The following is a 14,390-nucleotide window of genomic DNA, read 5'->3' as shown; positions in this document are numbered from 1 at the left end:
GACCATGCGTGAGGATCCGACGATCAGGGCGGTGCGGGCGCGGGCCTTCACCATTCCCACCGACGCGCCCGAGGCCGACGGCACACTCAGTTGGGACAGGACGACCCTCGTGGTCGCCGAGATCGAGGCCGGCGGCGAGACCGGTCTCGGCTACAGCTACACCGATGCCAGCGTCGCCCCTCTGATCGAAAAGACCCTGGCGGCGCGCCTCTCCGGACTCCCCGCCCTCGACATCCCGCGGGCGAACGCCGTGCTGTGGGGCGCGGTGCGCAACCTTGGCCGCTCCGGGCTCGCCGCCACGGCGATCTCGGCCCTCGACACGGCCCTGTGGGACTTGAAGGCGCGGCTCCTCGGACGGCCGCTCGCGAGCCTGTTCGGACGGGCGCGGGAGCGGGCCGAGATCTACGGCAGCGGCGGCTTCACGAGCTACGACGACCGGCTTTTGCGTGAACAGCTCGCCGGCTGGGTGGAGCGCGACGGCTGCCGCGCCGTGAAGATGAAGATCGGCAGCCAGCCCGAGCGCGATCCGGCCCGCATGGCGGTCGCCAAGGCGGCGATCGGCGCCGCGCACCTGTTCATCGACGCCAACGGCGCCTTCACCCCGAAGCGCGCCGTCGCGGTCGCGCGGACCGCGGAGCGATTCGGCGTGGCGTGGTTCGAGGAGCCGGTGTCGAGTGACGATCCCGCCGGGCTGGCCGCCGTCCGCGCGGCGGCGCCTGCCGGCATGGAGATCGCGGCGGGCGAATATGTCTACACCCTGGACGACCTGCGCGGCCTGCTCGCGGCCGGCGCGGTCGATGTCGCGCAGGCGGACGTGACACGCTGCGGCGGCTACAGCGGCTTCCTGAAGATCGCGGCCCTCTGCGAGGCGGCGCATCTCGACCTCTCCGGCCATTGCGCCCCGGCGCTGCACCTGCCCGTGGCGGTCGCCGCGCCGCGCTTCCGGCACCTCGAATGGTTTCACGACCACGTCCGCATCGAGCGGATGCTGTTCGACGGCGCGCCCGTAGCGCGGGACGGGGCGATCGCCCCCGACCTGACCCGGCCGGGCCACGGCCTCATCCTCAAGACCCGGGACGCCGATGCCTACGCTGTCTGACCGCGGCCCCCGCCCGCCGCAGCGCCAGCGCGGCGCCCCGCGATCATCCCGGCCCGCCCTGAGGCGGCGCGTCGCCCCGGTGCGGGTGGAGGCCGCCGTGCATCCGGTGGTGGTCCTCGCCGCCGCGGCGGCCGGAGCCGGCCTGCTGACATGGTTCGCCTCCGGACGCTCGAAGCGCCTCGCCTCGACCGAGTCGGAGGGGCGCCGCTACGCGCCCCGCGGGAGCGCGGTGACGGCGAGCGCGGCGCAGCGCCTCAACCACGCCTCGACGATGCTCGCCGCCTCGGTGCTGTTCGATTCCGGCCTGGAGCATTACCGCGGCCAGTTCTTCAACCGGGCGATGTACACGCCGATCATCGTGTCCAGCGTCACCCTGGCGGCATCCCTGCACGGGGCCGGCGATACCGATCCCGGCAGCTCCCGCATCCGCCACGGGGTGCAGGCGCTGGCCGGACTGACCGGGCTGATCGGCTTCGGCTTCCACGGCTACAATGTCGGCAAGCGGGAGGGCGGCTATTCCTTCCAGAACCTGTTCTATTCCGCCCCCATCGGCGCGCCGATGGCGTTGACGCTCGCCGGCATCCTCGGCGTCGTCGCCGAGCATGTCCGCAACGCCGATCCCGGAACGCCCCGCCTCGCCGGCCTGCCGGCCGGCCGGGCCCTGGCGATCGCCACCGCGGGCATGCTCGCCGGCACGACCCTGGAGGCCGGGCTGCTGCATTTCCGCGGCGCCTTCCAGAACCCGGCCATGTATATCCCCGTGACCCTGCCGCCGCTCGCCGCCGCGCTCCTTGTGCGCGCCGCCACCAAGCCGCAAGGGGCGAGCCAAACGGCCGCCAGATGGGGGATGTGGGCGGTCTCGGCGATGGGAATCGGCGGCGTCGCCTTCCACGCCTACGGCGTCGCCCGGATGATGGGCGGCTGGGACAACTGGCGCCAGAACCTCATCGACGGCCCGCCGCTGCCGGCCCCGCCGTCCTTCTCCGGCGTCGCGCTCGGGGGGCTCGCCGCCCTCGAACTGCTCGAACACCGACCCTTCCGCTTCTGAGCCGGGTGTCCCATGCTGCCGAGACGTGATCTCTATCCGGGCTACGACGTGCTGGCGAAGCGCGACAGCCCCTCCTGGAACGCCAAGACCCGCGCGGTCCTGGACGAACGGCTGGCGATCGGCCCCGAGACGCGCCGCTTCTTCGACGAAGCCGAATGGTTGACGATGAAGGCGATTGCCGACCGGATCGTGCCGCAGCCGGCGGACCGGGCGGATCCGGTGCCGGTGGCCGCCCTCGTGGACCACAAGCTCGCCACCGATACCCGCGACGGCTACCGCAACCCCGAACTGCCCGAGGAGCGCGGAGCGTGGCGCCTGGGGCTGAAGGCTCTGGATGCAGAGGCGCAGGCGCGGTTCGGCGCGCGCTTCCACGAACTCGGCGCCTGGGCGCAGGACGATCTGCTGAAGCGCGCCGAGGCGGGTGAGCTCACCGGCGCGGCCTGGGCGGGCATGCCGTCCAGGCTGTTCTTCCACAAGCGGATCCTCCCCGACGTGGTGAAGGCCTATTACGCCCACCCCACCGCCTGGAACGAGATCGGATGGGGCGGCCCGGCGAGCCCGCGGGGCTACGTCCGCATGGATTTCGACCGCCGCGACCCCTGGGAGGCGGCCGAGGCCAAGCCCGGCCGCGAGGACGAGGCCCACGCAGAGAACCTCCTGGTCGGCCGGTAAGGATTTTCCCGCCCATGCGCATCCCCGGCCTCGGCAACGCCGCCGACAACCCGAAGCACGCCACGCCCGGCGACGACCCGGAGCACCATCCCCGTGCCCGCGACGGCCGCGCCCCCAACGTCATGCGGATCGGCGAATGGGTCCCGATGCGTCAGCACCGGGACGACGAGGAGGTCGATTTCGCCATCGTCGGCACCGGCGCGGGGGGCGGCACCCTGGCCTGCCGGCTCGCCGAGCGGGGCTTCTCGGTCGTGGCCTTCGATGCCGGCCCGTATTTCCGGCCGCTCGAGGATTTCGCCTCGGACGAGAGCCACCAGTCCAAGCTCTACTGGACGGACGAGCGCATCGTCGACGGCGAGAACCCGTTGCAGATGGGCTCGAACAATTCCGGCAAGGCCGTGGGCGGCTCCACCGTCCACTACGCCATGGTGGCCCTGCGCTTCCGGCCGGACTGGTTCAAGGCGCGCACCCTGATGGGCTACGGCGCCGACTGGCCGATCGATTGGCGGGAGATGTGGCACTACTACGATCAGGTCGAGGACGACCTGAAGATCTCCGGCCCGGTCTCGTATCCCTGGGGGCCGCACCGGCGGCGCTACCATCGGCGCGCGCACGAGATCAACGCCGCCGCCAAGGTCCTGGCCCGGGGCGCCGAAGCGATGGGCATCGACTGGACGCCGACGCCGCTCGCCACGGTTTCGGCCCCGCACGGCGACGCGCCTCCTTGTGTCTACCGCGGCTTCTGCACCCTCGGCTGCTCGACCAACGCCAAGCAGAGCGTGCTCGTCAGCTACCTGCCCCGTGCCCTGAAGGCCGGCGCCGAGATCCGGGACCTCGCCATGGTCGGACGGATCGAGACGAAGAACGGTCGCGCCACCGGCGTCCACTATCACCGCGAGGGACAATGGCGCTTCCAGCGGGCGAAGAACGTCGTGGTGGCGGGCTACGCCATCGAGACCCCGCGCCTGCTGCTGAACTCGGCCAACCAGGAATTTCCGGACGGGCTCGCCAATTCCTCGGGCCTCGTCGGCAGGAACCTGATGGTCCAGGGCAATCAAGCGGTCTGGGGTGTCTTCGACGAGGAGATCCGCAGCTACAAGGGGCCGCCCTCGCTCGCCATCAGCGAGCACTGGAACTACGACGACACGGGTCACGGCCCCTTCGCCAAGGATTTTTTCGGCGGCTATTCCTACATGAGCCAGGGCCCGCTGCCGCAACTCTGGGCCAATACCCAGGCCTCCGCCCACGGCCTCTGGGGCGAGGCGCTTGTGGCCGAGATGCAGCGCTACAACCACGTCGCCGGCCTCAAGGTGGTCTCCGAATACATGCCGCAGGAGCGCAACCGGGTGACGCTCTCCGACGTGAAGGATCAGTACGGGCTGCCGGTGGCGCGCATCACCTATTCCTGGTGCGACAACGACAAGGCGCTGAACCGGCACGCGCTGAAGTTCATGCGCGAGGCCTTGGTGGCCGCGGGCGGGCGCGAGGTCTGGGACCAGGGCGACGACACCTGCCATCTCAACGGCACCGCCCGGATGGGGTCCGACCCGCGCACCTCCGTGGTCGATGCCGATTGCCGCTCCTGGGACATTCCGAATCTGTATGTCTGCGACGGTTCGGTCTTCCCGACGGTGGGCGGCGTCAATCCCTCGCTGACCATTCAGGCTATCGCTTTGCGTACGGCAGACCGCATTTCGGCTCGAAACGGGTGATACATGCTGAGCGCCGTATGACAGCGCTCCTATCGACAGCTTCCGGATGTGTATCCAGTGATTTGAGACGGGCGATGGCGCGCAAAGTCACCGATCTGGCCGCAAATGGAATGGCTGCTTCGGACCTTGGGCTGCGGGTAAACCGACCCGTCGCGCGACGAAAGAGGCTGACTCGGCGTCCCCTTCCTGAACCTGCGCCCCTGGCCTGACCGATGGCCCAGTGCGAGCCGCCTCGTCAGGATCAAACCGCGCGTCCATCCTTTTGGCGCCGAAAAAGCATGAGCCGGATCCCCGGCAGGTCGCGCTCCCCGCATCAGGGGCCGCCCTGGATGTCCCGGCTGCGACGACGTTCCACGATCGCACAGAATTCAACGATTGTTGAGTTGTAGACATAGGTCTGTCATGGCAAGGGTCGTGGTGGGGACTGCCTCGAACGTTCCCGTGGTCCACACCCCATGCCTTCGACAAGCCACCCATCGTTCGAGGGCAACCTGCTCCTCGACGCCCTCGATGCCGGCGACCGCGCGCTCCTGGCCCCGCACCTGGTGCCGGTCGAATGCACACGCGGGTCGGTCCTGTTCGAGGCGGACGACGACGTCTCGCAGGTCACCTTCCCGCTCCGTCGCACCGTCGCCACCCTGATCGTGCCGCTGCGCGGCGGTCGCACCGTCGAGACCGCCACGGTCGGGCACGAGGGCGCCATCGGCGGCGTGGTCAGCCAGGGCTACCTGCCCGCCTTCACCCGGTGCGTCGTCCAGATCGAGGGCAGCGTCCTGCGCATGGATGCGGACCGCCTGCGCGAGGCGAAGCGCGCCTCCCCGGCCCTCGACGACCTGTTCGTGCGCTACGCCGACTGCCTCCTCGCCCAGATCCTGCAGTCGGTCGCCTGCAACGCCGCCCACCCCATCGAGCAACGGGTCATCCGCTGGCTGCTGTCGCTCCAGGACCGCCTCGGGACCGACGCGCTGCCGGTCACCCAGAACGTGCTCGCGACCATGCTCGGCGTCGGGCGCAGCTACATCACCGGCGTGCTCGGAACCCTCCAGGACCAAGGGCTGGTGGTCGTCGGCCGGGGACGCATCCACATCCTCGACCGGGACCGCGCCGAGACGGCCTGCTGCGAGTGCCATGCCCGCGTCAGGCGGCATTTCGCGACCGTCCTCGGCGGTGCCCGCACACCGGAAGGCGCGTTCGCGACCTTCGCGGCGACGGAGCCCGACACCGAGCCGAAGGCCAGCCACGGCACGATCCCGAACGACATGCGTGAAGCGACCCGATGAGCCCCACCGCCCCCCTCCCCACGGCGGTCCGCGCCCGTCCGCGGCTGGAGGCGCTCGACGCATCCGGCCTCCTCGACACGCCCGCCGAGGAGGGGTTCGACGACATCGTCGCGCTGGCCTGCGCGTTCTGCGACGCGCCCGTCGCCCTGGTCAGCCTCGTCGCCGAAGACAGGCAGTGGTTCAAGGCCCGGGTCGGGTTCGAGCCGGACCAGACCACCCTCGACCGCTCGGTCTGCGCCCACGCCCTCGGACAGCCGGACCTGCTCGAGATCCCGGACCTGACTGCGGACCCGCGCACGCGGGACAACCCCCTGGTGACGGGCGCGCCGCATCTGCGCTTCTATGCCGGGGCTCCCCTGGAGAATGCGGACGGCGAGCGGCTTGGGACGCTCTGCATCCTCGACCACGTTCCACGCCCGCAGGGCCTGACCGAGCGCCAGCGCGCGGGCCTCGCGCGCCTCGCCCGGCAGGTCATGGCGCAGATCGAGCTCCGTCGCGCCCTCGGCGAACGCGACGCCGCGCTTTCCGCCCAGCGGGCGAGCCTGACCCTGCAGGAGGCCCTGCTGGCTGCGCAGGCGGCCGTGATGTCGTCCGAGGGCACGGTCGACGAGGTGCTCGCATCCGTCGTCAAGGGCGCGATGCAGGCCCTGCCGCAGGCCGAGGGCGGCGTTATCGCGATGCGGGCAGGCGACGAGATCGTCTATCGGGGCGGCGCCGGCGACCTCGCCCGGCACTCCGGCATGAGGCTGCCCCTCGGCGGCAGCCTCGCCGGGACATGCCTGCGCGCTGAGCGGGCGCGGGTGGTGGCCGACGTGCTCGAAGATCATGATGTGCGGCACGCCGTGGTCGAGCACCTGGGGCTGCGCTCCTGCATCCTGGTGCCCGTGACGCATGGCGACGACGCCATCGGGGTGCTCAAGCTCATGTCGAGCCGGATCGGCGCCTTCGGGGAGGCGGACGTCGAGGTCGCACGCCTGTTCGCCGGCACCGTCGCCACCGGCCTGTCCCGGATCGGCGAAGCCGACGCGCGGCGCGACGCGAACGCCAGCGAGGGCCGCTACAAGGCGGTGTTCGACAGCGCCATCGACTACGCCATCATCGTCCTGGACCGCGAAGGGCGGGTCCTCGACTGGAACGCGGGCGCCCGCGCCATCCTGGGTTGGACGCCGGGCGAGATGTGCGGTCAGCCGGCTGACCGCTTCTTCACGCCCGAGGACCGCGCGGCCGGCATCCCGGAGCAGGAGATGCGCTCCGCGTTGGAGCGGGGACGCGGCGCAGATGAGCGCTGGCACATGCGCAAGAACGGCGAGCGGTTCTGGGCCAACGGCGAAATGATGGTCCTGCGCGACGCGGCCGGAAGCCCCGTCGGTTTCGTCAAGATGCTGCGCGACCGGACCGAGCAGCGCCTCGGCGCGGAGGCGCTGCAGGCTCAGCGGGACCTGTTGCAGACCATCACCGACCATCTCGGTCAGGCCGTGTTGCAGATGGACGGGGCCGGCGACGTCACCTTCGCCAACCCCGCCTGCACGGCGATGTTCGGCTGGGAACCCGAGGCGCTCATCGGCCGCAACCTCCACGAGACCCTGCACCACCACCATCCCGACGGGCGGCCGTTCCCGGCGGGGGACTGCGCCCTGGTCCAGGCGCTGGCGGATGGCGGTACCCTGCGCGACCACGAGGACGTGTTCTTCCGCCGGGACGGCACGCCCGTCCAGGTCCTGGCGACGAACGCGCCCGTGTTCACCGATGGCAAGGTGACGAGCGCCGTCCTGACGGTCAGCGACATCACCGAGCGGAAGAGGGCCGAGCGGGCCCTGGCCGACAGCGAGGCCCGGTGGCGCGGCCTGTTCGAGGGCATGCAGGAGGGCTTCTTCCTGGGCGAGCTCGTCCGTGACGGGGCCGGCCAGGCGGTCGACTATCGCTACCTCCAGATCAACCCCGCCTTCTCCAGGCAGTCCGGGCTGCCGATGGACGCCGTCGGACGCACGATCCGAGACTTCGTCCCCGACCTCGAACAATCCGTGATCGACCACTACGCGCGGGTCGTCGAGTCCGGCGAGCCGGCTCGGTTCGAGACCGGGGTCGCGGGGCTGGGCCGGTGGTTCGAGGTGCGGGCCAGCAAGGACGCGGGCGAGCGCTTCGCCTGCCTGTTCCTCGACGTGACGGCGCGGCACAACGGCGAGATCCGCCAAGCGGCCCTGATCGAGCTCGGCGACCGCCTTCGGGATCTGCGGGACCGCGCCTGCATCGCCGAGGCCGCAGCCGAGATCGCCGGCCGCACGCTCGGGCTGAGCCATGCCGGCTACGGCGCGGCGGACGCCGACCGCGAGACCATCACGATCGAGCGTGCCTGGACCGCGCCCGGCATAGCGGCCATCCCGCGCGACCACCGGTTCCGCGACTACGGTTCTTACATCGAGGCGCTCAAGCGCGGCGAGACCGTCGTCATCGACGACGTGACCACGGACCCGCGCACCGCCGGAGAGGGAGCGTCGCTCGTCGCCATCCAGGCCGGGGCGCTGGTGAACATCCCGCTGATGGAGCAGGGGCGCTTCGTGGCGCTGTTCTTCATGCTGTCCGCCTCCGCCCGAAACTGGACGCCGGAAGAGGTCGGGTTCCTGCGCAACCTCGCCGATCGAACCCGCGCCGCCATCGCGCGGGCCGAGGCCGAGGAGCGCCAGGACCTGCTCAACCACGAACTCAGCCACCGCATGAAGAACCTGCTCGCCATGGTGCAGGCCATCGCGGTGCAGTCGACGCGCAACGCTCCGGACGTCGAGACCGTGCGCGCGGTGCTCGGGAGCCGACTGATCGCCCTCGGGAGCGCCCATGACATCCTGCTGGGCGGCGCAGCCGACCGGGCGCATATCGAGCCGGTGATCCGGGGCGGCATCGGGGTCCATGACGACGGCGGCGGACGCTTCCGCTACGCCGGGCCCGACATCGAGATCGGCGGCGACGCCGCGCTCGCCCTGGCGCTGATGCTCCACGAACTCTCGACCAACGCGGCGAAGTACGGAGCCCTGTCGGTACCGGGCGGCCACGTCGACGTGACGTGGTCCATCTCGGAGGCCGGTGACGAGCCGTGCATGCGCATCGAGTGGCGGGAGAGCGGCGGTCCCCCGGTCACCCCCCCGTCGCGGAAGGGGTTCGGGTCCCGGCTGATCGAGCGGGGGGTGACGGGGCAGGTCGGGGGCACCCTCAGCCTGGACTACGCCCCGGCCGGCGTGACCTGCGTCGTCGAGGCGCCGCTGCGCAGCTTCCAGAAGGAACGCTGAGGTCACGGTACGGGTCGAGCGACAGAAGAGGGCCGTGGCGCCCATCGTGGAACCGTGTCTTCCGGGTCGATAAGCGCCCCGCGGGTTTGCGCGCCGAACTGCCGGAGCGCGCCTCGGAGAAGGCGCCGGATTTCCGGAGCGTCGTCCGGGCGGATGCACCTGCCACGACGGGCGGCCGGACTGGGCTCTGCCCCCACGCTCCACCGTCGCGCAGCAGGTCGAAATCGCAGGTGACGAGGGGCACCGCATCGACCGCGACCGTGATGCTGGCAAAGGACATCGGAGTCACTTTCGAGCCGGAATGGGCGGCCATCACGCTGCGGGCCCCGGGCAGGACGGTGTTGATCTGCCTCAAGCCTTCGGTTCCGTCCCAGGGTGGGGAGGAATGCCGGCATGGCCCCGATTCTGCGACGAACGGGATCATGGCAGGGCCGGAACAACCAAGGTCGCCGGGACGACGGCCCTTGAGGCAGGTCAACGCGACCGCCGTGAAAGGAGAGCACGGTCCCCCGACCCCGCCTTGGGACCGAAGCCATGTTCGTCGTCCTGGCCGCCAGCATCGTTCTCGTCATGGCCACCATCTTGGTGCTCTACGAGACCCTTCGCCTGACGTCGGAGCACCTCGCGGAGCTGCCGGTGCCGCCGCGCTGGCGTATCGTCGCCGTGGTCCTCGCCGCGTTCGCCGGGCACACGGCCGCAGTCTGGATCTACGCCGCGGCTTACTGGCTGCTCGTCCTGAAACTGGGTCTCGGCGCCTTCTCGGGCGTACCGGTGACAACCCTCGAAGACTGCGCCTTCGTTTCGGTAGTCGCCTATTCCTCGCTGGGTTACGGCGACCACGCGCCCGTCGGCCATGCCCGCCTGCTAACCGGCGTCGAGGCGCTGAACGGACTCCTGCTGATCGGCTGGTCCGCCTCGTTCACTTACCTCGCCATGGAGCGCTACTGGCCGCTGCACGGGAAGGCGCGCGCGCCTCGCGCCATGACGGCCCGCCGTTCGGCGGACGAAGAGCTTGGTCGCGAACCCCTTTTCCCACCAACGGCCGGCACATGAGCGCGCAGGCGCCCTTGCGCTGGATCAAGCCCGGCTGATCCCGCTCGTTCAAGGTCACCCCATCCGACGAGCGGAGGCGCGCGATGCGCGAATACCTGGTCACCTTTCACGAGACCGTTCCGGACGACACCCGACATGCTCATCGCGTCCGGCAGCGGCAGGCGGTCGTCACCGTCCGTTCGGTCGCCGCCGCAGCCTCCTCGGCCAAGGCGATGCGGTGCGAGGCCGACGGCCTCATCGACTGGCGCCTGCGCGCCGACACCCGCGCGGTCTCCGAACTGCGCGAGCAGGCGGCCTGAGGAGGCGGGGATGAGCCATGGACTGACCGAACCCGTGCATGGGCAGGGGCGGCAATGGACCGTCACCGGGTACGGCGTCGAGGCGCTCGACGGGATGGACCCCATCGCATTCGCGGACATACCGGACGCCGAGGCTGACCCGCCGGAGTGGCTGGGCGCCCTCTGCCGGCGCTACGGGACGGATGGCGACGACCCGACGGCCGCCCTGCGGGTCGCGCGTATGATCGGGGCCGAGGCGAAGGTCGCGTCATCGAGGCCGGCCGCATGAGCGCCTCTCCCGTCGCGTCCGGCGAAACGGACGACCCCGAGCTGCCGAGCCCCGCCGTCGGCCCTTCGAAGCCGCGTCTGCTCCGGGTGCTCGGGCCGGGGTTGATCACCGGCGCCTCCGATGACGACCCGAGCGGCATCGCCACCTACGGGCAGGCGGGCGCGCAATTCGGCTACGGCCTGTGCTGGACCATGCTGTACACCCTGCCGCTCATGGCGGCGGTGCAGATGGTCTCGGCTCGGATCGGCCGCACCACCGGCCACGGCATCGCCGGCGTGCTGCGCGCGTATTACCCGAACGGCCAGCTCCAGGGCGTGGTGTTCTTGCTGCTCGCCGCCAACGTCCTGAACCTCGGGGCCGATCTCGGCGCCATGGCGGATGCCCTCGCCCTGCTGCTGCCGGGCCCGCGCTGGCTCTACGTGGTCCTCTTCGCGGGCAGCTGCGCCTTCATGCAGCTCGTCCTGCAGTACACGCGCTACGTCGCCGTCCTGAAGTGGCTGACGCTGAGCCTGTTCGCCTATCTCGGCGTGGTGATCCTGGCCCATGTCTCCTGGTCGGATTTCGGCGCGGCCATGATGATGCCGCGGATCGACCTCGGCGGCGGCAGCCTCACCACGCTGGTGGCGCTCTTCGGGACCACGATCAGCCCGTACCTGTTCTTCTGGCAGGCGGCCGAGGAGGCCGAGGACCTGCACGCCTATCCGCGGCGGCGCGATCTCCTGCACGCGCCCGAGCAGGGCGGGAGCGCCCTGCACCGGATCGAGGTCGACACCCTCGTGGGCATGACCTTCTCGAACATCGTGGCGCTCGCCATCATGGTCACCACGGCGGCTGTCCTTCACGCGCACGGGGTCACGGACATTCAGACTTCCGCCCAGGCCGCGGAGGCGCTGCGCCCCCTCGCCGGCCCGTTCTCCGCGACGGTTTTCGCGCTCGGCATCATCGGCACAGGCCTGCTGGCGGTTCCGGTGCTGGCCGGCTCCGCGGCCTACGCGGTCGGCGAGGCCCGACGCTGGCCGGTGGGCTTCGGGCGGCGCCTGCTGGAGGCGCGCGCCTTCTACGGCACGGTCGCGCTCGCCACCCTGGTCGGCATGGCCGTCAGCCTCGGCGCGGTCGACCCGATCCGGGCGCTCTACTGGAGCGCGGTGGTCAACGGGGTCATCGCGGTCCCCGTCATGGCCGTGATGATGCGGGCGGCTGCGCGCGTCGACGTCATGGGCCCCTTCGCCGTGCGCGGATGGCTCAAGCTGCTCGGCTGGGCCGCCACGGCCTGCATGCTGCTCGCGGTCCTCGCCATGATGGCGACTGCTGCGCTTCCCTTGATCTAGCGCAATGCGGCCCGGCCGCCGCCCTCCATCCTGGCCCCGTCGCAACCAGGAATGGAAAACCGGCGATGCCGATGGAACCACGGAGAAGGCCGGTCGTGCTGGTGGCGGAACCTCAGGCGCTGCCGGGCATGTGGCTGGAGGACGTCCTCACCGACGCGGGGTGCGCGGTCAGCGGCCCCTACGGCACCTGCGCGGAAGCGGCCGGAAGCCTGGACACGGCGCCCCCGGACTTCGCGGTGATCAGCGCCGACCTGAATCGGGGGCCGGGCTTCCCGCTGGCCTGCGCCCTGCGCCGTAAGGGCATCCCCTTCGCCTTGATCGCGGGAAACGCGTGCGTGCCTCGTGCCTTCTCGGACGTGCCGACGTTCGACCGGCTGTTCGATGCCCGGGACGTGATCGCCGTCTTGGCCGCCCGCTGCCCGGTCCGGGGCGTCCGTCGCGATTGCCCCATGGCCGGACGGATCGCGGCGGACAAGGCCGTTGCGCTGGATCAATGTCCCAGCGCCTGCCGGGCCTAACGTCCGCTGATGTCAAGGACGTCCGAGAGACCTTATCGGGGAGACGGCCGATGGGCGACAAGCAGATCCGCCAGAACATCATTGACGAGCTTGAGTTCGACCCGAGCATCGACGCCGCCCATATCGGCGTCGCCGTGGAGAACGGCATCGCCACGCTCACCGGCCATGTCGGCAGCGACACGGAACGCGTCTCAGCCGAGAAGGCTGCCCAGAAGGTGCGCGGGGTGCGCGGGGTGGTCGAGGAGATCAAGGTCCGCTTCGGCGACGAGACGCCGCCGCGCGACGAGGACTTGGCGCGCCGCGCCGTGCAGATGCTCGACTGGTCGGTGACCGTCCCGAAGAACGCCGTGCAGGTAAAGGTTCAGGACGGCTGGGTGACGCTGTCCGGCACGGTCGGGTGGCAATACCAGAAGGAGGAGGCCTACCGGGCGATTCGGCGGCTCGCGGGCGTGGCGGGCATCGTGAACACCATCGCGGTGACCCCGAAGGCGAGCGTTCCCGACGTGCGCGCGAAGATCATGGCGGCGCTCAGGCGCAGCGCGGAGCTTGAGGCGGATGCGATCCAGGTGACGGTGGAGGACGGCAGGGTCGTCCTCGCGGGCAAGGTGAACGCCTGCCACGAGCGCCGGCTCGCCGAGAACGCCGCGTGGTCGGCCCCGGGCGTGCGCGCCGTCGAGGACCACCTCACGCTGGCCTGATTGCGGACAGGCCAGGCGTGCCCGCAAGCCTCGCCGGGCCGGTCGGCCCGCACGATCGCCTTGCCAATCCGGTCGGAGGCTTCGATGTCCTACAAAAGCATCCTGGTAGCGGTCGATCTCGGCGAGCATGCGCGGGAACGCGTCCGGCTGGCCGCTCACGTCGCCGACGACTTTCACGCTCGCCTGATCGGCCTTGCGGCAGAGATGCCGGCCTACGCGGGCGCGCCTTACGGCCCGACTCCGGGTGGCGGTTACTGCCTCGCTTCTGTCCAGGAAGCTGTCCTGAATGACCTCCGCCTCGCGCACGAGACGTTCAAGGAAACCGTCGGAGGCCGGAGCCGGGTCGAGTGGCGCTCCACCCTCGACTTCCCCGCGGCGTTCCTCGGGGTCCAGTCGGCCGCCGGCGACTTGCTGGTCGTCGGGCGGGGCGACGACGGCAGCCCGTTCATGTCTGTCGGTCCCGGGGATGCCGTGATGCGGCTCGGCCTGCCGGTGCTGATCGTTCCGCCCAAGGTCGATCACCTTGAAGCTCGGCGGGTCGCGGTGGCGTGGAAGAATACCCGCGAGGCGCGCCGTGCCCTCCGCGACGCGTTGCCGTTCCTGAAGCGGGCTTCCGGTGTCGTCCTGATCTCCGTCGATGACGGCCGGGGCGCTGACGACGCGCGGGACGCATTGTGTCTGCTGCAGTCGCACGACGTCTCCGCCACGGCGGTCCATCGGGATGCCTACGGCGCATCGACCGCCGAAGCCTTGCTCGAAGCGGCGCTGGATCAGGCCGCCGATCTCATCGTCGCCGGTGGCTACGGGCATAGCCGGCTTCAAGAATGGGCCTTCGGAGGTGTCACCCGCGACCTGCTGGCCCGCTGCCCCGTCTGCTGTCTGATAAGTCACTGACCGGGCACCGGGAAGCATTGAGACGCTTCCGGCATCGTCTGACACTTCGTCCGGTCCGCCGATCGGGGCGCGGATGCGAAACTCCGAGCCGGTGGAAGCGCGTCTTCAGGTGGGATCGCCTGACTTGACGTCTGCTCAGGAAACGACGTCGACGGTGTCCAGACCGCAAGACGATGAAGCAGCCACCGTTTGTTCGCGAAGACTTTCAATCCGTTCGGGCCTGCTGCGGACGGACCCAGGATC

The 14,390-nt window shown here is 70.6% G+C and carries 13 protein-coding genes; all 13 read left to right on the top strand.

The features are described from left to right. The first annotated feature begins 4 nt into the window (after positions 1-4). The 13 genes from FVE89_RS09240 to FVE89_RS09180 all read left to right on the top strand — a co-directional run bounded on the left by FVE89_RS09240 (position 5) and on the right by FVE89_RS09180 (position 14,147). Positions 5-1,099 (top strand): enolase C-terminal domain-like protein, encoded by a 1,095-nt coding sequence (locus FVE89_RS09240; RefSeq protein WP_160533729.1) that lies wholly within the window; start codon positions 5-7, stop codon positions 1,097-1,099. Beyond that, positions 1,083-2,147, top strand: coding sequence for a hypothetical protein (locus FVE89_RS09235; protein ID WP_160533728.1), 1,065 nt, complete (start codon positions 1,083-1,085; stop codon positions 2,145-2,147). Before FVE89_RS09240 ends, FVE89_RS09235 begins: the two co-directional genes overlap by 17 nt. A 12-nt stretch (positions 2,148-2,159) precedes the next feature. After that, entirely contained in the window at positions 2,160-2,819 is a 660-nt protein-coding gene (locus FVE89_RS09230) for a gluconate 2-dehydrogenase subunit 3 family protein (protein ID WP_160533727.1), read from the top strand. Positions 2,820-2,833: 14 nt separating this feature from the next. Next, a complete protein-coding gene (locus FVE89_RS09225; RefSeq protein ID WP_160533726.1) occupies positions 2,834-4,531 on the top strand; it encodes a GMC family oxidoreductase in 1,698 nt (565 codons plus the stop codon). A 455-nt stretch (positions 4,532-4,986) separates the two neighbouring features. Then, the gene (locus FVE89_RS09220) at positions 4,987-5,811 is read left to right on the top strand and encodes a Crp/Fnr family transcriptional regulator (RefSeq protein ID WP_160533725.1); all 825 of its coding nucleotides are present in this window, start codon (positions 4,987-4,989) and stop codon (positions 5,809-5,811) included. Then, positions 5,808-9,089 (top strand): PAS domain S-box protein, encoded by a 3,282-nt coding sequence (locus tag FVE89_RS09215; RefSeq protein WP_160533724.1) that lies wholly within the window; start codon positions 5,808-5,810, stop codon positions 9,087-9,089. Before FVE89_RS09220 ends, FVE89_RS09215 begins: the two co-directional genes overlap by 4 nt. Positions 9,090-9,623: 534 nt before the next feature. Beyond that, the gene (locus FVE89_RS09210) at positions 9,624-10,142 is read left to right on the top strand and encodes a two pore domain potassium channel family protein (RefSeq protein WP_160533723.1); all 519 of its coding nucleotides are present in this window, start codon (positions 9,624-9,626) and stop codon (positions 10,140-10,142) included. Between the two features lie 83 nt (positions 10,143-10,225). After that, positions 10,226-10,441 (top strand): hypothetical protein, encoded by a 216-nt coding sequence (locus FVE89_RS09205; protein WP_160533722.1) that lies wholly within the window; start codon positions 10,226-10,228, stop codon positions 10,439-10,441. 10 nt (positions 10,442-10,451) lie between these two features. Further along, positions 10,452-10,709, top strand: coding sequence for a hypothetical protein (locus FVE89_RS09200; RefSeq protein WP_160533721.1), 258 nt, complete (start codon positions 10,452-10,454; stop codon positions 10,707-10,709). Continuing rightward, positions 10,706-12,037, top strand: coding sequence for a divalent metal cation transporter (locus FVE89_RS09195; RefSeq protein ID WP_160533720.1), 1,332 nt, complete (start codon positions 10,706-10,708; stop codon positions 12,035-12,037). The genes FVE89_RS09200 and FVE89_RS09195 overlap by 4 nt, the downstream gene beginning before the upstream one ends. Before the next feature lie 71 nt (positions 12,038-12,108). Continuing rightward, entirely contained in the window at positions 12,109-12,555 is a 447-nt protein-coding gene (locus FVE89_RS09190; RefSeq protein ID WP_160533884.1) for a histidine kinase, read from the top strand. A gap of 50 nt (positions 12,556-12,605) precedes the next feature. Further along, positions 12,606-13,253, top strand: coding sequence for a BON domain-containing protein (locus tag FVE89_RS09185; protein ID WP_160533719.1), 648 nt, complete (start codon positions 12,606-12,608; stop codon positions 13,251-13,253). Between the two features lie 84 nt (positions 13,254-13,337). Continuing rightward, a complete protein-coding gene (locus tag FVE89_RS09180) occupies positions 13,338-14,147 on the top strand; it encodes a universal stress protein (protein WP_160533718.1) in 810 nt (269 codons plus the stop codon). Positions 14,148-14,390: the final 243 nt, after the last annotated feature.

The sequence above is a fragment of the Methylobacterium sp. 2A genome (assembly GCF_009806555.1).
Classification (GTDB): Bacteria; Pseudomonadota; Alphaproteobacteria; order Rhizobiales; family Beijerinckiaceae; genus Methylobacterium.
Note: the sequence above shows the minus strand (reverse complement) of the source record. Positions and strands in the feature narration are given on the sequence as shown.